We start from the raw sequence: 21938 nt of genomic DNA, 5'->3' as shown, positions 1-21938 counted from the left end.
AATGCAACGTCGGAGATCGAGTTTTGTTTCGGCGGCGGCGTGCTGCTATCGTCGTCCAGTCGCCGGACACACCCAGTTCGACGACATGCCCACCGGATTTTCGGTGGCCACGGGCGAGTGGCGGAATGGCAGACGCGCTGGCTTCAGGTGCCAGTGTCCTTCGGGACGTGGGGGTTCAAGTCCCCCTTCGCCCACCACGAGCGAAGACAAGGTCAGGTTGCACAGGGCAACCTGACCTTTCTCGTTTCCGGACCCGATGGACGGGTACCGTCCTGCTGCCGCTCGTACCGCTCCCCGGTCGCAGGCAGGGACGCCGAACCACAATACGGTTCGCGACCGTTCGATCAGGAGGTGCGCTGTGTCCGACGACCGCGATCGCGACCCCGACGGTCGCGCGCGTCAGGCCCGGCCACGTGACGAGCTGGGACGGCCGCTGCCCTATGGCGAGCGCGGCGTCGAGCCCGTGTCCGAGGAGCCGTTGCCGCCCGACGAGACGATTGCGCTGGCATGGCGATTGCTCGAGGACGGTCGTCCGTTCTCCGCGCACGAGGTGTTCGAGACCCGCTGGAAGTCGTGTCCGCCGGCGGAGCGTCCGCTGTGGCAGGGACTGGCCCAGCTCTGCGTCGGACTGACTCACCATCGTCGTGGCAACGCCGTCGGCGCGCGACGCCTCTACGACCGCGCGGCTGCGCGATTGACGGAGTACGAGCAGTCGCACGGACCGACGTACGGGATGGACCTCGCCGCGATCCGCGCCCGTGCTCTCGAGGAGATCGACTCCGATCCCACCTGAACCGCGTCACACCGTCCGATAGCGCAGCAGCGAGACGCCCAGCTCGAAGGCCTTGGTGTCGACGAGCCGCAGGGTCGGGATCTCCAGACCGTCGGGGAACAGCCGCCGCCCCGATCCCTGGACGGTCGGGTAGACGAACAGCCGGTACTCGTCGACGAGACCGGCGCCGATCAGGGTGTGGCACAAGCTGATGCTGCCGGTCACGACGATGTCCTTGCCGTCGGCGTTCTTCAGCGCGGTGACCTCATCCACGACATCGCCGGACAGCACCGTCGAGTTCTGCCAGTCCGGGTCGGTCATCGTGCTCGACACCACGTATTTGTCGACGGTGTTCAGGTAGTCGGTGATCCCGGTGGCGTCCTCGGTCTGGTGCGGCCAGAAGCTGCGGAAGTCTTCGAAGGTCTGCCTTCCGACCAGCAGACCGTCGGCCTCGGCGTCCTGCCGGTGCGACTCGGCCATGAGGTCCGGCGCCTCGACAGTCGGGTCGAACCAGTCGGTCACCATCTCGATCGAGCCGTCGAGCGTCATGTTCTGGGTGATCGCCAGCGTTCGCATGCTTCTCCTCTGATTAGTCGCAATGTTCTCCCAGATATCGACCGGCGGGGCGGGCGATAGTCATCGGGGATCAGCGCGACGGCCGCAGACAGTTCTCGACGATCCGGTCGACGAGTTCGTCGTAGTCGATCCCGGGCGCGGCCAGTCCCAACGATCCCGTCGAGGACAGCATCGCGATCCCGTGTACGCCGACCCACAGCTCGGCTGCGCGCAGCTCGGGAGCGTCGACGGTGCCGCTGTGCTCGATCAGCGAGACCAGCCAGGCGAACAGTGGCCGTGAGGTGGTGCGGAGGTCGGCCCCTCCGCCCTCGAGCAGGTCGTGCCGAAAGATCAGGGCGAACATCGCAGGTCGACGACGGGCAAACGCGACGTACGCGAATGCGACGTGCCGGATGTTCTGGGGAACCTCGCCCGCCGCACGCATCAGTTCCGACGACAGGTCCTCCAGGCCTTCGCGGGCGATGGCCGCCAGAAGCGCGCGGTGCGTCGGGAACCATCTGCGGGGAGCGCCGTGGGAGACGCCCGCGCGGCGTGCGATCTCGCGCAATCCCACATCTGGTGAACCGGTCTCCTCCAGCAATTCGACGCCGGCACGAACCAACGCGATCCTGGTCTTCGCTGACTCCACGTAGACAGTGTCACCCATGCTCGGGTAGACACTGTCTATGCGCGCGAGAACCAGGCTGTCGTACGCCCTGTGTCGGTACGTTCTCATCGGTCCGGCACTCGTCCTGTGGGGGAGACCCCGGATAGCGGGCCGCGAGCATCTGCCCACCACCGGGCCGGTCATCGTGGCTGCGAATCATCTGTCCGTGCTCGATTCCTTCTACCTGGCTCTGGCCGCGCGTCGACCGGTGACGTTCCTCGCCAAGCGCGAGTACTTCGAGCGGCCCGGTCCCGTCGGTCGCCTGCAACGCTGGTTCTTTCTCACCCTGGGGCAGATCCCGGTCGATCGTCGTGGCGGCACGGAAGCGTCGTCGGCGCTCCGACGAGCGGTGGAGATCCTGGATGACGGGGGAGCCTGGGGAATCCACCCCGAGGGCACTCGATCCCCGGACGGGCGGATGTATCGCGGACGGACCGGGGCCGTGCGGGTGGCGCTGATCACGGGTGCGCCGCTCGTACCCGTTGCGATCTCCGGGACCGGGCGAGCGGATGGCCGGTTGCCAGGCAGACGCAGGGTCACGATCGACATCCTCCCGCCGATCGACCTCGGATGCGGAGACGTCGCCGAGGGCCGAATCCGCGTCCTCACAGACGAACTGATGGCGACGATCTGCGAGCGGTCCGGACAGAACTACATCGACGAGTACGCGCGGCGGTGGACCAGCGGCGAAGGGCGGCCCGGCGCTGCGTGAATCATCGAAAGGGCGGGACCCCTTACCGCGGTGTCAGCTCGACGATGGCCAGCGGACGCGTCGTCTTCTTCTGGTAGCCCGCGTAGCGACCGCGGTTCACCTCGTCGACGAGGACGAAGCGCCTGGCGTAGTCCGGGTCGTCGGGGTAGGTCGCCCGCGCGGTGACCTGGATCCGGCGCCGACCCACCTGGACCTCGACATTCGGATGGGCCCTGAGGTTGGCGAGCCACCCCGGCGGTCGCGGCGACCCGCCGTTCGACGCGACCACCAGGTAGGCCTCGCCGTCGCGGGCATAGGTCAGTGCGTTGCACCTCGCCTCACCCGTGCGGCGCCCGATCGTCCGCAGCAGCAGCGTGGGATTGCCCATGAGCAGGCGGTGGCCGACGAGACCGCCCGAATGCTCGTACAGCCACTGGTGGGTCTGAAGTGCTCGGATGAACAGCGAGGTCATTGGTCCACTATCGCCGAACCGCGATCGGCGAACCGGCTGAAACACCGGTTCGCCGATCGACGCTCCGCTCAGCTGTCCCCGCTCGCCACGCGCTGTGCGAATCCCGCGAGGTGGGTGCGCAGCGCGGCAATGCGTTGCTGCCGCACGGTTTCGGGGTCGTCGGTGGCGAAGATGGCCGACGGCTTGGCGCGGACGTTCGTCGAACATTCGAAATTCGAGCAGATCAGCGTGCCGACGGTGTTGCCTTTGCGCCCCGCGGCGCCGGCGAACTTCGCGCTGAAGAAGGCGACCTCGTTGGGCAGCTGGACATCTTCGCAGAACGAGCACAGCGGACGGTTGCGCGGCTGGCGGCCGCCGAGTCGCAGCATGATCCCGACGACGTCGTCGTCGGTCGGGATGACCACGTATCCGACCATCGGGAGCTTCGGATCCCGCCAACCGGCGAAATCCAGCTTCTCCCAGTAGAACTCGTCGAAGTCGGGTGGGAGGGTCATGCTCTTGCGTTCGCGCAACGAGGCGTTGACGAACGACGAGCGAATCTGGGCTTCGGTCAAGGAATGCATGGTTGTGTACACCTCAGGTGTCGGAGGATGGAGGAGAGCACGATTCGACCGGCGCGGTCCACAACAGGGGACGCGCGCCGGTCGGGGCGGGGTGCTCAACCGTCGGCGCGCACGACGCCGACGACCTCCTCACGCCCGAAGGGCGACACTCTGACAGACACGAGGACCGATGGTGGACCTCCTGGTGATCGCTGTCAACCCGTTTCGCGGTGACTCAGCCGGCGAGGAGTTTCGCGATGCGCACCACGCGTTGTGCCATGTGTGCGAGGGCCGCCTTCGTCGCGTCGTCGAGGTCGTTCTTGTTCTCCGGACCCGTGACGTGGGAGACGCCGTAAGGGTTGCCGTCGGCGAACTTCAGCCCGTCGGTGTAACCGGGCGGGACGAGGATGCCGCCGAAATGCATCAGCGACGTGTAGAGCCCGGTGAGCGTGGTCTCCTGGCCGCCGTGCGCGGTCTGGCTCGAGGTGAAGGCGGCGTAGGCCTTGTCGGCCAACTTGCCCTCGGCCCAGAGTCCGCCGAGCGAGTCGATGAACGACTGGAACGGCGAGGCCGTGCTACCGAACCGCGTCGGGCTGCCGAAGATCACCCCGTCGGCCCAGACGATGTCGTCACCGCTTGCCGCGGGCAGGTCCTTGGTGGCCTCGTAGTTGGCCGACCACGCCGGATTCTCGGCGAACGTCTCCGGATCCCGCGTCTCGGCGATGTGTCGGACACGAACCTCGGCTCCGGCGGACTCGCCGGCGTCTGACAACGTCTGCGCCATCGCGGTGCCGTGCCCGGTGGCCGAGTAATAGATGATCGCCAGCTTGGTCAATGTGTCGCTCCCGTCTCGGTGATTGGCATATGCCGCCGACGGGTACCCGGAGCACGTGAATCGACACCCACGCGCATGCCGACTACTCGTCGTGGACGGGATTCGTAGCCCCGTCCCCAACGGATAGGCACGACGGTGCTGTTCATCGGCACCTCCGGGTGGCAGTACCGCGACTGGCGGGGTGCGTTCTACCCCCAGAAGCTCCCGCAGCGTCTGTGGTTGGACTACTACGCCCAGCGGTTTCCGACCGCAGAGGTCAACAACACCTTCTATCGGCTGCCGGAGAGGAAGGCGTTCGAGAACTGGGCCGAGACCGTTCCCGCCGACTTCCGGATGGCGGCGAAGATGAGTCGCTACCTGACCCACATCAAGCGCCTCCAGGAGCCGACCGAACCGGTCCAGCGCTTCCTCGAGCGGTCGGCGGGACTCGACGGTCGGCTGGGGCCCGGTGCTCCTCCAGTTGCCTCCCAACCTCCGCGCCGCGCGCGACGCCCTCGACGAGACGCTCGCGCTGTTCCCGAAGACGATTCAGGTCGCGGTCGAGCCCCGGCACGACTCGTGGTGGACCGACGAGACCCGGTCGGTCCTCGAACGGCACAACGCGGCGTTGTGCTGGGCCGACCGGAAGAACCGCATCCTCAATCCACCCTGGCGCACAGTCGATTTCGGATACCTGCGACTTCACGACGGCACGTCGCGACGACCGATGAGCTACGGGACCCGTGCGATCGACGGCTGGCTGCGCCGCCTCTCGGAGTTCTACGACGACTCGTGCGATGTGTACATCTACTTCAACAATGACCCGGGTTGTGCCGCAATCGACAACGCGTTCACCATGATTCGCCGTGCGCAGCGGCTGGGGCTCGCCGTCAAGACCGTCGAGCGTTGATCCGGTGAGAATCGGGCCGGTCGGTTGTGCGGCACGGGCGGGTCCATCGTTCGACGTAATCGGAGCACAGTTGCCGCCGACGACGTGGCAGCCCGCCCGGCGCTCGGTACGGTGCGAGCATGTCGATCCTGCTGATGCTCGTCGTCCTGCTCGCGCTGCTGGCCGTCCTCGGTGCCGGGATCGCAGGCATCGTCGTCCTGGTGTCCCGGAGGTCGGCGGGTTCGGTTGTGGACGGCTCACAGAATGTCGTGGCCGGCTGGTACCCGGACCCGCAGGACCCGGTCGCGGATCGGTACCACGACGGTCAGACCTGGACCACTCACACCCGGCCCCGCATCGCCGACGGCGGATAGGCAGCCCGCACGCGTCGGGTGACCGGCATCACCGGTCTTAATTGGTATTCTGAGTACCAATTTATGATCTACTGACACTATGCAATTGACCCGCTTCACCGACATCGGCCTCCGAGTCGTGATGCGGTTGGCGGTCGCAGATCAAGGCGGCTCGGTTGCAACAGCTCTCACCACCAAGGACCTCGCCCGGGAACTCGCGGTCCCGTACACGCATGTCGCCAAGGTCGTCGGCAGGCTGTCGGAGATGGGCGTCGTCCATGCTCGACGCGGTCGAACAGGTGGGCTGACGATCACCGAACTCGGCCGCGATGCCCGCGTCGGGTGGCTCGCACGTTCGCTCGAAGGCGATGGTGAGGTCGTGGAATGCGAGGGCGCACAACCCTGTCCGCTGCGGAATGCGTGTCGGCTCCGGGGCTCGCTGGCCCGCGCGGTGACGGCCTTCTACGAAAGCCTGGACACCGAGACGGTCGCCGACCTCGCCCGCGAGCCGACGAGCGCGGTGTTGTTGTCGCTGACGCCGCGTCCGGCCGGCCATGAATCGTCCGCAATGACAGTTCGACGCCCGGGCTCCTAGAGCGCTCCGGGTCGGCCGGTACGCCGAAAACCCCAGATTTACTGCACACCAACCGATGAGCAGATGAACAAAGGAGTTCTCATGCTGTCTGACACCCAGCGCGCGACGATCGCCGCCACGCTTCCCGCTGTCGAGGGGTCGCTCGCGGAGATCACCCCGCTCTTCTACCGCGGACTCTTCGCCGCGCACCCGGACCTGCTCGACAACCTCTTCAACCGCACGCACCAGAAGTCGGGTGAGCAACCGCAGGCGCTCGCCGGGTCGATCGCCGCGTTCGCGCGGCTTCAGCTCGAACCCGACGTTCGGCGCCAGCGTTTCATTTTGGACCGCATCGCTCACAAACACGCATCTCTCGGTGTCACCGCTGAGCAGTATGTCGTTGTGCACGAGCATCTTTTCGCGGCGATCGTCGAAGTGCTCGGTGACGCGGTCACGCCCGAGGTAGCCGACGCCTGGGACCAGCTCTACTGGGACATGGCAGACCTGCTCATCGCTTCCGAGGCGCACCTCTATGCCGACGCAGCCGTCGATCCCGGGCACGTCTGGCGCGAAGTCCGGGTCACCGAGCGCGTGCAGGTCTCGCCCGACACGATCGCGCTGACGGTGGCAGCGGTCGACGGACGGCTGCCCGGATTCCGTCCCGGACAGTACATCTCGGTGCAGGTACCGCTTCTCGACGGTGCTCGACAGATCCGTCAGTACAGTCTCACCGGTTCTCCCGCCGAGTCGCGGTGGCGGTTCAGCGTCAAACTCGCCGGCGAGGTGTCGGCGCACCTGCACGAGCAGGTCTTCGAGGGGGATCTCCTCGACGTCAGCACGCCCTTCGGTGACCTGGTCCTGCCCGACGACGAGGCGCCGCTTCTGCTCGCCTCGGCGGGTATCGGCTGCACACCCGTCATCGGCTTGCTCACCGCATTGTCGGAGCAGCGCGACACCCGGCCGGTGACCGTGCTCCATGCCGACCGTTCGCGAGACCGGCAACCGCACCGCGGAATGCTGGCCGCCCTTGTCGATTCACTGCCGTCTGGCCGATTGATCCAGTGGTATGAGAGCACGTCACCCCACGTGGTCTCGGACGCGATCCGGGTCGGGCAGATGACACTCGACGACGTCGACGTCGATCGGGACTCGCACGTCATGCTGTGCGGGCCCACCGGATTTCTCTCGTCGATGCGCGAGGCATTCATCGGTCGCGAGGTCGACGAGAGCCGGATCCACTACGAGACGTTCGGACCGGAGCTGTTGCGGACCGGCGCGCGATGAGCGCTGCCGGCGCGGTCGTCACCGCGCTCACGTTCCTGTGGCTCGGCATGGTGTTCGCCATCTCGTTCATCGAGGCGCCGCTCAAGTTCCGCGCACCCGGGGTGACCCTGCCCATCGGGCTCGGCATCGGTCGGTTGGTGTTCCGCGCGCTCAATACCGCCGAGATCGCTTGGGCAGTGGGCATTCTCGTGGCCCTGGTCCTCGGTGAGTGGGGTGGTCTCGCGGAACCGATCGCGGCCGGCGTGGCAATTGCCGCCCTCATCGTTCAGCTGGTGGCGGTGCGGCCCGCACTGACCAAGCGGTCCGACGCGGTGCTCGCCGGGCATGAGGGACCCCGCAGTCACGCCCACTTCGTATACGTCGGATTCGAGCTGGTCAAGGTCGTCGCACTCGTCTGGCTCGGCGCTGCGGTGCTGATCGGCGCGACCTGATCGGTGGCCGCGTGCTGGTTGATCGGCAGGTCCTTGTACTGGCCGGTCTCTGTGACTGGTGGGGTTTCTGTTCGCCACGGTTCACTGCGGTTCACCGATGTTGCGTAAGTGGCAGAGAGTGTGGGGCAACTAGATTCGCTCGCGAGCGGGGTTGTGGAGAAATCTCGTCGTCGAACACTTTGGCGAGTACCTTGGTGTCATGACCTCGATCACCGAGCTTCGTGACACCCTCATTGCCTCGCCGTCACCACCCGACGACGGGAGTGGTCGCGCTCTGGTCGAGCGTCTCGACGAGCTGCGGATGATGCGCAACGTGCTGGATCATCAGATCGCCGTGCATATCGCGCTTCTCGACGAGTCGGGCGCGGCGACGCGTGCCGGTTCGACAACACGGTCGTGGCTGATCGAGATGGGCATGGCGCCGACGGCCGCGCACCGTGGCGTGCGAATCGCCGGCGGCCTGTCTTCGTTGCCGAAGGTCGCTGACTGTGCCGCCGAAGGCTATCTGTCGGCGGAGTGTGTCGACGCGGTGGTCCGCGGCATCGCGTACATCGACAAACGCACTGCGGCAGGGTTGTCCGACGACGACCGATCGGCGTTCGAGAGCGATCTGCTCGCGCAGGCGTTCTCCGGTGCCACGCCCGCCGAGATCGGCACCCACGCCCGCGGTATCGCCCTCCGGGTCGCCGACTCTGATCCGAACGCGGTCGCCGCCGCTGATGATGCGTCGCTGAACACTGTGCACACGCGGGTGACCGACGAAGGCAGAGTCGCCATCACCGGGGATGTGACGGCAGTGATCGGGGAGAAGTTCCTGTCGATGATCGACGAACGATCCTGCCCGCGCCCCGAACCCGACGGCGCCGAGGATCGTCGCAGTCTCGGAGAACGCCGCGCCGACGGCCTGGAACTCCTTCTGGATCAGGCGGCGATCGGTGCCGCGGTGACCACCGCCGGAGCACCCCGCACCCAAGTGTTGGTCACCATCCCCGCTGACGACGCAGATCCGGCACGATTGCCGTGGGTCGGGGCAGTCACGGCATCGACAGCACGCCGGTTGTCGTGTGACGGCGGAGTCGCCGAGATCGTCCTCGACAGCGAAGGGGTGCCGTTACGGATGGGCACCACCAAACGTCTGTTCCCGCATCACCTGCGCCAAGCGATCATCGTCCGCGATATGTGTTGTGTGAAATGCGTTGCGCCAGCGGCACATAGCCAAGTTCACCACCTGGTCCACTGGGCTGACGGTGGCCCCACGGACCTGGACAATGGATGCCTACTCTGCCAGAGGTGCCATACCCAGGTTCATCACCATGGCTGGCAGGTGGTGATGGGCCCGGACCGGCATCCCTGGCTGATTCCACCGGTCGACGTCGACCCGCGGCGTCTACCCCTGCCCGCTTACAACCGGCGCACCATGCGACTCGACGACGTTCTCGTCTAACCAGGATCCGCCTCCAACTAGACCCTCCGGCGTCGACAAGGATGCCACACGACCTTTGACAACTCCACAGTGTGAGGCCGACCCCGCCCGCCGGGTTTCGCAGCGAATTATGTTTTATAGCAGCGCGTTTGGCCACCCGTCCGGCGGATCGGGTGGGTCGGCTCGCCGCGCCCTCCGCAAGCTCCGGGCGCTACGCAGGGAGCAGTGGGTCAGCAGGTCTCTCGGGCTCAGGCGCGGCGGTGTCGCGGTTCTTTCGGATCAGGGAGCGGGAAGTGGCTGGCGTCGCTCGAACCGCAGGATTGTCGTACCCACGGCATAGCGTGTGCACGACTGACACCGGACGAGGGGACTTCGATGCCGAGCAGGATCGCCGCACTGGGAAACCACGACGCCGGCACACTCACCGGCTATCTCGAGGTGTGTGACGACCAGTGGGAGCACTGGCAGAGCATGGTCAACACTGCTCGACTGGCGGGCGCCGATCCGCGGACCATCCGGCTCTACGACTCCGAGGCCGCGTACTGGAGCCGCTTCGCGGAGATGCTCCGCGTCGCGATCGCGGAGGTCGAGGCGTCGAATCGGCGAGCCGGGCGCCGACGAACCGCGTGACACCCCGTGCGCGCACATGTCTGGAGGTTCGTGTGGGGCGTCGACCGGCCACTTGTCGGACGTATCCCAAAACCGTTGCCGCAGTGTCGTGTCCGGGTCGTCGATGTGGTAAGTTGAGTCACACCCCTCCACGATCGGAAGATGTTGTGACGGAAGCGAATAAGTCCGGCCGGCGCCCGGCGTACCAGGTCGTGGCCGACGCGCTTCGGGTTCGCATCCTGGCCGGCGAGCTGACCCCGGGCACCAGACTGCCACCCGACACCGAGTTGCGCGCCGAGTTCGGCGTGGGGCAGAGCACCGTACGTGAGGCCATCCGGTCGCTCGCCAGCGAGAACCTGGTGCACACCACGCGTGGCGTGACGGGTGGGACGTTTGTTGCGACCCCCGACATCAGCCAGCTCAGCGCCCACCTCGAAGCCGGGGTCACCCTGCTGGCGGCGGCCGAGGGTGTGACCGTCGATCAGCTCATGGAGGTCAGGCAGCTCACCGAGGTCCCCGCGGCGGGCGTGGCCGCGTACCGCCACACCGACGTGCATCTGGAAGAGTTGCGCGCCACCATCTTCGATCCTCTGGGTGAGATCGGTCCCGAGGTGTACGCGAACAACCAGGAATTCCATCGCGTGCTGCTCCGCGCCGCCGACAACCCACTCCTCGACCTCATCACCGTGCCGGTCTTCCGGGTGATCGGTAGCCGGTTCAGCCGGGACACCGCACCCGAGGACTTCTGGAAGTGCGTCGACGAAGACCACCGGGCCATCCTCGAAGCGGTCGAGGCGCGGGACTCGATGACCGCGATGACGCTCATGCGCCGCCACCTCGACCACCTCGGCGACGTCTACAAGCAGATGGACCTACTCAGACGCCAGGGCTGAGCAGACTCATCACGCTCTCACCCGCACCGGCGGAAGCAGTCGATGCCAGTCGGTGTGCGCCTGGAACTGCTCGGCGAGAGCGAACAGGGTTCCCTCGCCACCTCTCGTCGCGGTCATCTGTGCCCCGATCGGCATCCCGGACGGGTGGACTCCCACCGGCAGCGCGAGCGTCGGGCCGTCGTGTAACGACCACGGGTAGGTCAGCTGCCCCATCCGACGTGCCTGTGCAACAACGGCATCGCCACCACCGAGCAGGGGGACGTCCGCCGGCATCGCCGGGGTGAGGACCACGTCCACGTCCTCGAAGAGCTCGGCCGTGGCAGCGCGGAACAGATCACGTTGTCGCCGCGCCGTGGTCACCTGACCGTCGGAGATGCTGAGTCCGAGCAGGATCCGCTCGCGCGTCGCCGACTGGAATCGGCTCGGCTCGTCCCGCAGTCGTTCGGCATGGGTCTTCGCCAAGTCCGAGTAGATGAGGGTGTACACGACGTCCTGCGCCGATGCGCTGTGCGGAACCGGCACGTCGACGACACTGTGGCCCAGGTCGCGAAGCAGGTCCGCGGCACCGACCACCGCGTCGCGCACTGCCGGATCCACGTCCTCGGTGACGAACGGCCAGGGCAGAGCGATCCGCAACGACCCGCTCCGCAACGGTGCCGAGTCGGCGCCCGCGAGCACCGCGAACGTCTCCCGAACCAGTGCCGCCGATCGTGCCAGCGGGCCGACGGTGTCGAAATCGGCACTCACCGGGAAGATCCCGGTCATGTCGAGCACTCCGACAGATGGCCGCAGACCCGTCACACCGCAGCACGCGGCAGGCAGCCGGATGGATCCGCCGGTGTCCGTGCCGAGGGACACGTCGACTATCCCCGCCGCCACCGCGACGCCCGACCCACCGCTCGATCCACCGGGTACGCGATCGGCGGCCCACGGGTTCACCGACCCACCCGATGCCGAGTTCTGACTCGTCACACCGACGGCGAACTCGGCGAGATTCAGCGTCGAGGTGATGACGGCACCGGCCTTTTTCAAGGCGGTCACGCACGCCGCGTCGGCAGATGCCACCCGGTCCGCGAAGTACTCGGACCCACAGGTGGAGCGCACGCCGCCGACCTCGATGTTGTCCTTCACCCCGATCCGCAGGCCGGACAGCGGACCGGATGCGACATCGGGGTCGACACCGAACTGCTCGGGCACCCACGAGATGACCGTGTTGAGCCGCGCGGCAACGTCTCTCACAGATTGCGCCGCGGTGCTTTCCGGGGAATGGCCGGAGGGGCCGGCGACAGAATCGCCGGCCCCTCCGATGTCACTGGTCAGGACGCCACCCGCGACGCGCGGAGCTGCTCGGTGGCCGCTGCGTCGACGGTCCAGTCGTCGGTGTTCACGACGACACCGTAGTCCTGACGCGCCTCGTCCGCGGACAGGTACTCGTCCCACACGTCGGAGAGCACCGCGAACGGATCGCGCAGGAACGGATCGCCGAAGCCACCGCCCGACGGCATCCGGATCTCGAGACGCTCGCCCTCGCGGATGACCTCCTGGGTCACCTTCGAGAACAGCACCTCCTCCTCGGGCGTGCCGGGGTTGCGGACGAACGAACCCGACGCGCCGTCGCCGCCGCCGAGGGCGCCCGCGGGCGGGTCGGTGCGGTTGTCGGCCTCGGAACCGAGGAACGTGTCGGTCTGCATGTACCAGGTCCGCACGCTGCCGATGCCGCCGCGCCACTGGCCGGGTGCCGGTGACTCGTCGCGGAGCTCGTAGCGCTCGGCACGCATCGCGTGGTTCAGCTCGAGTTCCTCGATCGGGTTGTTACGGGTGTTGGCCATCAGGGCGTCGACGGCGTCCATGCCGTCCTTGCCGTTACGGGCGCCGTAGGAACCCTCGTTGATCTCGATGTAGACCCAGTACGACTCACCGTCCTCGGCCAGACCCGAGTACGCGATGGCGCACAGCGCCGCCGACGAACCGGCGATCGCCCGCTCGGGCAGCACCGGCGCCAGCGCCAGGTTGATCGAGTCGAAGATGCGGTTGACCTGCGAGAAGCGTGCGAAACACGATGCCGGGAAGTCCGGGTTGAAGATCGTGCCCTCCGGCGCGTAGGCGCGCACCGGACGGAAACACCCGTCGTTCTGCGGGACGAACTCCTCGGTGAGGTACTCGTCGAGCAGGATGGTGCGGATCGCGCTCACCGCCACCGGCAGCACCGAACCCTCGAACGGCACGTTGAACGCCGTCGGCACCTGGTCGTTGGAGCCGGTGAGATCGATGAGGACGTCCTCGTCCTCGACCTGCACGCGCACCGCGACCTTCAGCGGCACACCGCGGTTCTTGCCGTCGTCGTCGAGGTAGCCGATCGGTGCCTCGTAGCTGCCGTTGGGGATCTGGCGGATCCGACTGCGCAGCATCTCTTCCGAGTAGTCCATCCACCGGTCGGCGGCACTCATGACGGTGTCGAGCCCGTGCTTCTCGAGCAGTTCGACGAACCGCTTCTCACCGATGCGCGAGCAGGCGATGAGAGCCTCCAGGTCACCGCGGTTCTGTTCCGGGGTGCGCACGTTGTCCAGGATGTGCTGGATCAGCATGTCGTTGCGGACGCCGCCGTCGTAGATCTTCATCGAGTCCATCAGCTTGCCCTCGGCCCAGACGTCGACGACGTCCATGCACAGGCCGGGGAAGTTGCCGCCGATGTCGGAGACGTGACCGGTGCAGCCGGCGAACCCGATGTGCTCGCCCTCCCAGAAGATGGGGATGATCACGCCGTAGTCGGGGGAGTGCGCCGCACCGTGATACGGGTGGTTGTGCAGGATCACGTCACCGGGCTTGTACGTGCCGGCGAGCTTGCGGTTCACGCCACGGATGTACGCGGGGATCGAACCACAGTGCATCGGAGTCGAATCCGACTCGCACAGTTCGCGGCCGTTGACGTCGAAGATGCCGGCGCCGAGGTCCTCGGACTCACGGATGAGGCTCGAGTAGGCCATCCGGTAGAGGACCTGGGCCATCTCCTTGGCCATCGAGTTCAGCGCACCGCCGATGACGCGCAGGGTGATCGGGTCGACCTCGACGGTGTTCCAGGTCCGGTTGGCCTCGGCGGCGAGCGAAACGCCGTCCGTGGGCATCAGAGCTTTCGCCATGTCAGGCGCTCCTCTCGATGATGATGTGGCCCACGGCGTCGACCGTGGCCTTCTGTCCGATGCCGACGATGGTCGTCGAGTCGAACTGCTGGACGATCGCGGGACCGTCGAAGGTGTTGCCCGCCTTGAAGAGTGCGCGGTCGTAGATGGGGGTGTCGACCCATTCCGGATCGGCCGAGTCGTTCTTCCAGAACAGCGCGCGGGTGGTGGCCTTGATCGCCGACGACGCGTCCGCGTCGCCCTTCTCGATCTCGGCGATGCGGATGTGCTCGACCGCGCCCACCCCGGTCACGCGGATGTTGACCAGCTGGACCGGCTTGTCGTCGAAGCGCTGCGAGTACGTACGACCGTGGACCTCGTGGAAGGTGGCCGCGGTCTGCTCGACCCACTCGTCGGTGATGTCGCCGGCAGGTGCGGGCACCCGGAGCTCGTAACCCTGTCCGACATAACGACAGTCGACGCTGCGCTCGAGAGTGATCGCGTCCTCGGCGATACCGTCGGCGCGAAGCTGGGCGACGGCCTGCTCGGACAACCGGTCCATCTCGCGACGCAGCAGCTCCAGATCGGGTTCGGCCGACGAGGTCCACACGGTGGTCGGCACCTCGTAGCGAACATCGGTGGTCAGCAGGCCGACCGCAGAGGTGATCCCGGGATGACCGGGCACGATGACACGCGGAATGCCGAGGTGTTCGGCGATCTGCCAGGCGTACAGGGGTCCGGCGCCACCCTCGGCGACCAACGAGAACTCGCGCGGGTCATAGCCTTTGCGCACCGAGTGCAGCGAGATGGCCTCGGTCATCGAGTGCGCGAGGATCTGGAAGATGCCCATCGCGGCATGCTCGATGTCGGCACCGAGCTTGTCGGCGATGTGGGTCTGGACCGCCTCGGTGGCGAGTTCGGTCTTGACCTCCATGGTTCCCGACAGGAAGCTGTCCTCGCGGAGCCAGCCCATGACGACCATCGCGTCGGTGGAGGTGGGTTCGGTGCCGCCGCGGTTGTAGCAGGCCGGGCCGGGCATGGCACCGGCGCTGCGCGGTCCGACGCGGAACATGCCGCCCTCGTCGATGCTGGCGATGGATCCGCCGCCGGCACCGATGGTGTCGACCTCGGCCATCGGCACCATCGCGTGGTAGTCGCCGATGCGGGTGTCGAGCAGGTGCTTCATGCGGAGCTTGCCGTCGGGGGCGACGCCGATGTCGGCGGAGGTGCCGCCCACGTCGAGGGTGATGACGCTCGGGTAGCCCGACGCCTTGCCGATGAAGCAGCCGCCGAGGAGTCCGGCGACGACACCGCTGGTCAGGAGCGAGACCGGAACCTCGCTGGCGCTGCGCGACGTGACGAGACCGCCGGCGGAGGTCATCAGGTGGACGTCCTCGCCGACCTGTTCGGCCTTGGCCTTGCCGGCCAGGTTCTCGATGTAGCGGGAGGTCTTGGGGCCGACGAACGCGTTGAGCGCGGTGGTGGAGAAACGCTCGTACTCGCGGTACTGCGAGGCGACGTCGCTGGACAGCGAGACGAACACGCCGGGGTACTCCTCGGCGATGATGTCCCGGACGCGGTGCTCGTGGGCCGGATTGCGGTAGGCGTGCAGGAAGGCCACCGCGATGGCCTCGACACCGCGCTCGCGGAGCAGGCCCACCTCGCGGCGAACGGCATCTTCGTCGAGCGGGGTGAGCACGTTTCCGGCCGCATCCATCCGCTCGGCGACGGTGCGCCGGTTGCGACGGGGCACCAGCTGCCACTTCTGCCACGGCAGATCCTGGTAGTTGGAGTAGTTCAGGGGGCGCTTCTTGCGCGCGATGTGCAGGATGTCCCGGAAGCCGTCGGTGGTGATCATGCCGACGTCGCTGCCGTTGTGCTCCAGCACGATGTTGGTGGCCACGGTCGTGCCGTGGAAGAACATCTCGATGTCCGCGACGTCGATGCCCGCACGTTCGGCGAGCACCCCGATCCCGTCCATCGTGCCGATCGAGGGATCGTGGTTGGTCGACGGCGTCTTGTGCACCGTGACCGTCCCGTCGTCGTCCCACAGGACCAGGTCGGTGAACGTGCCGCCCACATCCACGCCGATTCGCTTCATCGAAACTCGCTTCCTCTGTACATGCCGTCACCCCGACGTCTTCAGCTGTGTCCCCGATGACGGGAGTGATCTGAGCCATAGCTGCGCTCCGGAGCATCATGCAATACCTCGGAGGGTTTCGGCAACACCTGCGGCAAAACTCAGGGTATTGCCAGGATGAGGAGATCCTTGACGTTCTAAAGATCAGATGTTTATGGTGGTCCGCGTCACGGCTCGTTGTGTGCACTCCACGACGCCGCACCCTGAGGAGGACCATTGACCACCCATCCCGCCACTCTCGGACGCTTCTTCGAGGACTACGTCGTGGGCGACGTCTACCAACACCCGATGGGCCGCACCATCACCGACACCGACAACGCGTGGATCACATGCCTGTCGATGAACACCAACCAGAACCACTTCAACTCCCACCTCGCCGCGACGAATCCCATCACCGACGGCAAGGTCATCGTGAACTCGGGTCTGACCATCGCCCTGGTCCTCGGACTCTCGGTCATCGACATGAGCCAGAACGCGGTCGCGAACCTGCAGTTCACCGACGTCAAACTGGCCCACCCGGTCTACGTCGGCGACACCATCTACGCCGAGAGCATCTGCACCGACCTGCGCCTGTCCCAGTCCCGTCCCTACGCGGGGATCGTGTCGATGGTGACCCGCGGGATCAACCAGGACGGCGAGGTCGTCATCTCCTGGAAGCGTTCGGTGATGGTCGCGACCCGCGAGAGCGGCATCGGACAGAACTACTTCCCCGAGGTCAAGGCCCCGTCCCTGACCGAGCTGACCGGAACCACCGAGGGGAGCGTCGGATGAAGCCGCTCGAGGACGTCCGCATCATCGCCATCGAGCAGTACGGCGCCGGCCCGTTCGGCAGCGTCCACCTCGCCGACCTCGGCGCGGACGTGCTGAAGATCGAGGAGCCGCAGTCCGGCGGCGACGTCGGAAGGTATGTCCCCCCGTACAACTCGGGCGAGGATTCCCTGTTCTTCGAGGCCTTCAATCGCAACAAGCGCAGTCTCTCACTGGATCTCGCGACCCCCGGCGGTCGCAAGGTGTTCGAGGACCTCGTGCGGACCAGCGACGCGGTCTACTCCAACCTGCGCGGCGACGTCCCGGCGAAGATCAAGATCACCTACGACGACCTCAAACACCTCAACCCGGCGATCGTCTGCTGCAGCCTCACCGGCTTCGGCATGACCGGTCCGCGCGCCAAACAGCCCGGTTACGACTACATCCTGCAGGGCCTGGCCGGCTGGATGGACCTCACCGGCGACCCGGACGGACCACCCACGAAATCCGGTCTGTCCCTGGTGGATTTCTCCGGCGGATTCGTCGCGGCCCTGAGCTTGATGGCCGGTCTGCACGCCGCGCGCCGCGACGGTGTCGGCGGCGACTGCGACGTCTCGCTGTACGACACCGCGGTCTCCATGCTCACCTACCCGGCCGCATGGCATCTCAATGCCGGTTACCGTCCGGGTCGCACCAAGAACTCGGCGCATCCGTCGCTGGTGCCGTTCCAGGCCTTCGAGGCCTCCGACGGTTGGTTCGTCGTCGGCTGCGCCAAGGAGAAGTTCTGGGTGCGCCTCGCCGAGGCCATCGGTCTGGCCGAGCTGCTCGACGACCCGCGGTTCACCGACTTCGCCGCCCGCGGACAGCACAAGGACGAACTGCTGCCGATCCTGGAGAAGCGATTCGCCGAGTCGACCGTCGACCACTGGGTGTCGCTGCTTACCGACGCGGGGGTTCCCACCGGGCCGATCAACGACGTCGAGCAGGCGCTCACCGAGGAGCACACGCTCGCACGCGGTCTCATCGCCACCACCGAACACGAGGTGTGGGGTGAGGTCCGGCAGGTGACCTCGCCGGTGCGTTTCGGCACGGACAAGACGGAGTATCGTCGGGCACCGCATCGCAACGAGAACTTCGACGAGGTGATGGGTCTGCTGGGCTACAGCGCGGACGACGTCCGTGGTCTCGTCGACGGCGGCGCCTTCGGCGCGGTCGCCCAGACTCCCTCCGGTCAGGCCCCGTCGTGACCGCCCGCCGACTCGCGAGCTGGGCCGCCGGCCTGAGTATCGACGCGATCCCCGAGACCACCCGCCGCGCCGCACTCCGACACCTGCTCGACGGCATCGGCAACGGGATCGGGGCCCGGCGCCTCGACCAGGGCGGACCGGGGTTGACGGTGGCTCGCGCGCTCGGCGGTCCCGCCCAGGCCCACCCGCTCGGAGATGCCGAGGCGATCTCGTCCCCCGCGGCGGCGTTCGCCAACGGCGTGCTGATGCATGCGCTCGACTTCGACGACACGCACGCCGGCGCGCTGGTGCACCCGACGACGGTCGTGGCCCCGGCGGTGCTGGCGGTCGCCGAGGAGGTCGACGCGACCGGCGCCGACACCGTCGTCGCGCTGGTGGCCGGGCTCGAGGTCGCGTGCCGTCTCGGCGCGGCCGCGCCCCACGGGTTCCATGCGCGCGGACTGCACGCCACCGCCGTCGTCGGTCCGCTCGCCGGTGCCGTCGCCGCCGGATTGCTGTACGGCGCCGGGACCGATGTGCTCACCAACGCGATCGGCATCGCCGCGTCGTCGTCGGGTGGGCTCCTCGAGTTCCTCGACACCGGCGCGAACACCAAGACCCTGCACCCCGGGAACGCCGGCTTCAGCGGTGTCCTGGCCGCGCGGCTCGCGGTGGCCGGGGCGAGCGGACCCGAGTCGGTGCTCGAAGGCCGCCGCGGTCTGTACCGTGCGCTCGCCGATCGTGACATCGATCCCGACATCATCGTGGCCGACCTCGGAACCCGCTGGGAGAGTGCCAGTATCGGCATCAAGCCGTATCCGAGCTGCCAGCTGATGCATGCCGCGCTCGACGCGGTCGGCGCCGCACTGGTCACGGCCGGCGAGCAGGGTCGCGAGATCGTGCCGGGGGAGATCGCGAGCATCGCCGTCGACGTCCACCCGGACAGCGTCGAGATCGTCTGCGGCCCTGGCACCGGTACGCGCAGCCCGCGCAGCGTCTACGACGCCAAGTTCGACTTGCCGTGGAGCGTCGCCGCCCTCGTGCACGACGGTGCCGTCACCGTGGGCACCTACGCTGTGGACTCGATCGGGCGCCCCGAGGTCGCGACCACCGCGGGACTCGTCGAGGTCACCACCGTGCCCGATGACCGCCCGGCCGCCGACGCCGCCGGCCGGGCGGTCATCACCTTCGCCGACGGCTCCCGGGTCGTCGGCGAGGTGCCCTGCAGCCGTGGCACTTCGGGCCGGCCGATGGACGACGCCGCCGTGGCCGCGAAGTTCCGTGGGAACAGCGGTGGCGGAGATGCCTCCGATGACCTCGTCGACGCGGTGTTCGGTCTCCCGAACGCGTCGTCGGTCGTACCGATCACCACCCTCGCGACGACCATCGTCGCCGCCGGCTGACACACACCACGCCCATCTCGCCGTGGGTTTGCCGCCGCGAACCCGTCCGGTCACGCCTGAGAGCAAGGATCACAATGGATTTCAGTTTCAATTCCGAACAGCGCGACTTCCGCGCCGCCCTGCGTCAGCTCGTCGACAAGGAGATCATCCCGGTCGCCAACGAGTGGGAGCGCACCGGCCGGTATCCCACCGAGATCGTCGACCGGTTGCGGGAGATGGGTCTGTTCGGGATCACCACGCCGGAGGAATTCGGCGGACTCGAACTCGACATGGTGTCCTTCACCCTCGTCTACGAGGAGCTCGCACGCGGTTGGATGGGCATCGCCGGAATCCTCGGCAGCCACAACCTGTCCTGCTGGATGATCGCGCGCCACGGCACCGACGAACAGAAGGCACAGTGGCTCCCGCGCCTGGCAAGTGGTGAGTGCCGCACCGGAATCGGCCTCACCGAACCCGGGGCCGGAACCGATCTACAGGGCATCAAGACAACCGCCACCAAGGACGGTGACGACTACGTCATCCGTGGCACCAAGACGTGGATCACCAACGCGCGTCACGCGAATGTGATTCCGGTACTGGTGAAGACCGACCCGTCGGCCACTCCGGCGCACAAGGGCATGAGCATCCTGCTGGTGGACACCACCACGCCCGGCTTCGAGGTCCAGCGGGACATGGGCAAGCTCGGCTACAAGGGCACGGAGTCGTGCGAGATCTTCCTCGACGAGGTGCGCGTCCCGCAGTCGACGCTGCTCGGCGGCGTCGAGGGCCGGGGCATGCAGCAGGCGCTGTCGGGCCTCGAGATCGGTCGGTTGAACATCGCCGGCCGTAGCGTCGGCATCGCGCAGGCGTCGTACGACGCCGCGCTCAACTACTCACGTGAGCGGACGGCATTCGGCAAGCCGATCTCGGACTTCCAGGCCATCCAGCTCAAGCTCGCCGACATCGCCACCCAGCTGCAGGCGGCGCGTCTGATGACGTACTGGGCAGCGGCCAAGGCGGATTCGGGTGCCCGGGTCGACGGCGAGGCCGGCATGGCGAAGTACTTCGCGTCGGAGACCGCGATCACCGCGAGCCTCGAGGCGATGCGCATCCACGGCGGATACGGCTACTCGACCGAGTTCAACGTCGAGCGCTACTACCGGGACGCGCCGCTGATGTCGATCGGTGAGGGCACCAACGACATCATGCGGACGGTCATCGCCAAGGCGCTCGTCAACGGCACCGTCACGGTCGGATGACGCAGACGCTGGTCTTCCTGTACGTCCCGGGCGACCGGCCCGAGCGCTTCGACAAGGCGGTCGGGTCGGGGACCGATGCCGTGGTCCTCGACCTGGAGGACGCGGTGCCGTTGTCGGGCAAGGACACCGCACGCATCGCCGTCGGCGCGTGGCTGGAGAACCGCGACCGGGACGGCGTCCCCGTCTGGGTGCGGGTCAACCCCGGAGCCGAACTCCGCGACGACCTCACCATGGCGGTGCGGGCCGGCGCCGACGGCGTCTGGCTGCCCAAGGTCGACGACGCGGCGACGCTCGAGCGGGTGGACACCATGCTGGCCGAGCTCGAGGCCGAGTGGGGACGACCCCGCACACCGGTGTCGCCGCTGATCGAGACCGGGGCCGGACTCTGCAACGCGGCGTCGATCGCGGCCGGACCGCGGGTCGAGTTCGTCCAGATCGGCGAAGTCGATCTCGCCGCCGACCTCGGGGTCACCTCGGTGGTCGGCAACGAACTGCTGTGGGCACGCTCGCAGGTGGTCGCCGCGTCGGCGGCGGCGCGGATCGGTCCACCGCTCGGCGCGGCGTCGCCGGTCATAGACGACCCGGACGGCTTCGCCGACGAGACCCGACGGCTGACCGCCCTCGGGTTCCTCGGGCGCGCCTGCATCCACCCGCGACAGATCGCCCCTGCCCGAGCAGGGATGGCGCCGACCGACGCCGAGGTCGCTTCCGCCCGCGACGTCCTGACCGCCTTCGACGCCGCGGGAGGCGCCGCGGCCACGGACAGTGCGGGCCGTCTGATCGACGAGGCGGTCGCGCGGATCGCCCGGCGAACTCTCGCCCGGCAGTCGACGTAGGATCGACAGCGCCGGGGCGGGGCGACCCACGGTTTCCTGCTCGGTGCCGGACCCGACCCCTCACGCGAACATCGAAACGGAGACGAACATGGTGGACAACATCCTGTGGCAGGCGATCCAGGACAACGAACTGGCACTGGCCGTACTGCAGTACGTGTTCTCGGGCGTCAAGTAGGGGAATCCCGAAACAACCGCAATCACGTTGCGGCAGCTCGGTCCGAATTGCGGGCCGAACTGCCGCAACAAACATTTTGGGACGTATT

23 protein-coding genes, 1 tRNA gene and 1 pseudogene are annotated in these 21938 nt (G+C 67.3%); 17 read left to right on the top strand and 8 right to left on the bottom strand.

What is annotated here, in order from left to right:
• Positions 1-111: 111 nt before the first annotated feature.
• Both AB4Z55_RS02210 and AB4Z55_RS02205 read left to right on the top strand, forming a co-directional pair.
• A tRNA-Leu gene (locus AB4Z55_RS02210) sits at positions 112-197 on the top strand.
• 161 nt (positions 198-358) lie between these two features.
• A complete protein-coding gene (locus AB4Z55_RS02205; protein ID WP_369519029.1) occupies positions 359-793 on the top strand; it encodes a DUF309 domain-containing protein in 435 nt (144 codons plus the stop codon).
• 6 nt (positions 794-799) lie between these two features.
• Here the strand turns inward: AB4Z55_RS02205 and AB4Z55_RS02200 are convergent, their stop codons facing one another.
• Together AB4Z55_RS02200 and AB4Z55_RS02195 are read right to left on the bottom strand one after the other, a co-directional pair.
• Positions 800-1348: a dihydrofolate reductase family protein gene (locus AB4Z55_RS02200; RefSeq protein WP_004023302.1), complete on the bottom strand. Its 549-nt coding sequence runs from the start codon at positions 1346-1348 to the stop codon at positions 800-802.
• Positions 1349-1418: 70 nt separating this feature from the next.
• On the bottom strand, positions 1419-1994 hold the full coding sequence (locus AB4Z55_RS02195) for a TetR/AcrR family transcriptional regulator (RefSeq protein ID WP_369519028.1): 576 nt from the start codon (positions 1992-1994) through the stop codon (positions 1419-1421).
• A gap of 19 nt (positions 1995-2013) precedes the next feature.
• Between AB4Z55_RS02195 and AB4Z55_RS02190 the strand changes: the two genes are divergently transcribed.
• Complete coding sequence (locus AB4Z55_RS02190) at positions 2014-2706, top strand: lysophospholipid acyltransferase family protein (RefSeq protein WP_369519027.1); 693 nt, start codon at positions 2014-2016, stop codon at positions 2704-2706.
• Positions 2707-2728: 22 nt separating this feature from the next.
• On the opposite strand, the gene AB4Z55_RS02185 is transcribed toward AB4Z55_RS02190, so the two are convergent.
• The 3 genes from AB4Z55_RS02185 to wrbA all read right to left on the bottom strand — a co-directional run bounded on the left by AB4Z55_RS02185 (position 2729) and on the right by wrbA (position 4534).
• The gene (locus tag AB4Z55_RS02185; protein WP_369519026.1) at positions 2729-3157 is read right to left on the bottom strand and encodes a nitroreductase family deazaflavin-dependent oxidoreductase; all 429 of its coding nucleotides are present in this window, start codon (positions 3155-3157) and stop codon (positions 2729-2731) included.
• A 68-nt stretch (positions 3158-3225) separates the two neighbouring features.
• The gene (locus tag AB4Z55_RS02180) at positions 3226-3720 is read right to left on the bottom strand and encodes an FBP domain-containing protein (protein WP_064572120.1); all 495 of its coding nucleotides are present in this window, start codon (positions 3718-3720) and stop codon (positions 3226-3228) included.
• A gap of 214 nt (positions 3721-3934) precedes the next feature.
• Entirely contained in the window at positions 3935-4534 is a 600-nt protein-coding gene (gene wrbA, locus AB4Z55_RS02175) for an NAD(P)H:quinone oxidoreductase (protein WP_064572107.1), read from the bottom strand.
• Between the two features lie 135 nt (positions 4535-4669).
• Between wrbA and AB4Z55_RS02170 the strand changes: the two are divergent.
• From AB4Z55_RS02170 to AB4Z55_RS02135, 8 genes and pseudogenes are all read left to right on the top strand, one after another.
• A pseudogene (locus AB4Z55_RS02170) lies at positions 4670-5423 on the top strand (DUF72 domain-containing protein).
• A 119-nt stretch (positions 5424-5542) separates the two neighbouring features.
• Positions 5543-5776 carry a DUF2510 domain-containing protein gene (locus tag AB4Z55_RS02165; protein ID WP_369519025.1) on the top strand — a complete coding sequence of 78 codons (234 nt, stop codon included), beginning with the start codon at positions 5543-5545 and terminating at the stop codon, positions 5774-5776.
• A 79-nt stretch (positions 5777-5855) separates the two neighbouring features.
• On the top strand, positions 5856-6350 hold the full coding sequence (locus tag AB4Z55_RS02160; RefSeq protein WP_064572106.1) for an Rrf2 family transcriptional regulator: 495 nt from the start codon (positions 5856-5858) through the stop codon (positions 6348-6350).
• An 81-nt stretch (positions 6351-6431) separates the two neighbouring features.
• Positions 6432-7613 carry an FAD-binding oxidoreductase gene (locus tag AB4Z55_RS02155; RefSeq protein WP_369519024.1) on the top strand — a complete coding sequence of 394 codons (1182 nt, stop codon included), beginning with the start codon at positions 6432-6434 and terminating at the stop codon, positions 7611-7613.
• Complete coding sequence (locus tag AB4Z55_RS02150; protein ID WP_369519023.1) at positions 7610-8044, top strand: hypothetical protein; 435 nt, start codon at positions 7610-7612, stop codon at positions 8042-8044. Before AB4Z55_RS02155 ends, AB4Z55_RS02150 begins: the two co-directional genes overlap by 4 nt.
• Before the next feature lie 199 nt (positions 8045-8243).
• On the top strand, positions 8244-9488 hold the full coding sequence (locus AB4Z55_RS02145) for a DUF222 domain-containing protein (RefSeq protein WP_369519022.1): 1245 nt from the start codon (positions 8244-8246) through the stop codon (positions 9486-9488).
• 354 nt (positions 9489-9842) lie between these two features.
• Positions 9843-10097, top strand: coding sequence for a hypothetical protein (locus AB4Z55_RS02140; RefSeq protein ID WP_369519021.1), 255 nt, complete (start codon positions 9843-9845; stop codon positions 10095-10097).
• A gap of 146 nt (positions 10098-10243) precedes the next feature.
• A complete protein-coding gene (locus AB4Z55_RS02135; RefSeq protein ID WP_369519020.1) occupies positions 10244-10969 on the top strand; it encodes a FadR/GntR family transcriptional regulator in 726 nt (241 codons plus the stop codon).
• Positions 10970-10978: 9 nt separating this feature from the next.
• On the opposite strand, the gene AB4Z55_RS02130 is transcribed toward AB4Z55_RS02135, so the two are convergent.
• The 3 genes from AB4Z55_RS02130 to AB4Z55_RS02120 form a co-directional block, all read right to left on the bottom strand.
• The gene (locus AB4Z55_RS02130) at positions 10979-12208 is read right to left on the bottom strand and encodes an amidase (protein WP_369519019.1); all 1230 of its coding nucleotides are present in this window, start codon (positions 12206-12208) and stop codon (positions 10979-10981) included.
• 77 nt (positions 12209-12285) lie between these two features.
• The gene (locus AB4Z55_RS02125) at positions 12286-14106 is read right to left on the bottom strand and encodes a hydantoinase B/oxoprolinase family protein (protein ID WP_033204242.1); all 1821 of its coding nucleotides are present in this window, start codon (positions 14104-14106) and stop codon (positions 12286-12288) included.
• A gap of 1 nt (position 14107) precedes the next feature.
• Positions 14108-16186, bottom strand: a complete 2079-nt coding sequence (locus AB4Z55_RS02120) for a hydantoinase/oxoprolinase family protein (protein ID WP_033204244.1) — start codon at positions 16184-16186, stop codon at positions 14108-14110.
• 255 nt (positions 16187-16441) lie between these two features.
• Between AB4Z55_RS02120 and AB4Z55_RS02115 the strand changes: the two genes are divergently transcribed.
• The 6 genes from AB4Z55_RS02115 to AB4Z55_RS02090 all read left to right on the top strand — a co-directional run bounded on the left by AB4Z55_RS02115 (position 16442) and on the right by AB4Z55_RS02090 (position 21850).
• On the top strand, positions 16442-16996 hold the full coding sequence (locus tag AB4Z55_RS02115; protein ID WP_065632054.1) for a MaoC family dehydratase: 555 nt from the start codon (positions 16442-16444) through the stop codon (positions 16994-16996).
• Complete coding sequence (locus AB4Z55_RS02110; protein WP_369519018.1) at positions 16993-18219, top strand: CaiB/BaiF CoA transferase family protein; 1227 nt, start codon at positions 16993-16995, stop codon at positions 18217-18219. Before AB4Z55_RS02115 ends, AB4Z55_RS02110 begins: the two co-directional genes overlap by 4 nt.
• On the top strand, positions 18216-19601 hold the full coding sequence (locus tag AB4Z55_RS02105; protein WP_369519017.1) for an MmgE/PrpD family protein: 1386 nt from the start codon (positions 18216-18218) through the stop codon (positions 19599-19601). Before AB4Z55_RS02110 ends, AB4Z55_RS02105 begins: the two co-directional genes overlap by 4 nt.
• Before the next feature lie 74 nt (positions 19602-19675).
• Positions 19676-20839: an acyl-CoA dehydrogenase family protein gene (locus tag AB4Z55_RS02100; protein ID WP_369519016.1), complete on the top strand. Its 1164-nt coding sequence runs from the start codon at positions 19676-19678 to the stop codon at positions 20837-20839.
• Positions 20836-21675 carry a CoA ester lyase gene (locus tag AB4Z55_RS02095; protein ID WP_369519015.1) on the top strand — a complete coding sequence of 280 codons (840 nt, stop codon included), beginning with the start codon at positions 20836-20838 and terminating at the stop codon, positions 21673-21675. Before AB4Z55_RS02100 ends, AB4Z55_RS02095 begins: the two co-directional genes overlap by 4 nt.
• A gap of 43 nt (positions 21676-21718) precedes the next feature.
• Positions 21719-21850 (top strand): hypothetical protein, encoded by a 132-nt coding sequence (locus AB4Z55_RS02090; RefSeq protein WP_255220179.1) that lies wholly within the window; start codon positions 21719-21721, stop codon positions 21848-21850.
• Positions 21851-21938 lie beyond the last annotated feature (88 nt).

This window comes from Gordonia sp. ABKF26, from assembly GCF_041103195.1.
Taxonomy (GTDB): Bacteria; Actinomycetota; Actinomycetes; order Mycobacteriales; family Mycobacteriaceae; genus Gordonia; species Gordonia terrae.
The sequence above is the reverse complement of the archived record's forward strand: the minus strand, read 5'-3'. Positions and strand labels throughout refer to the sequence as shown.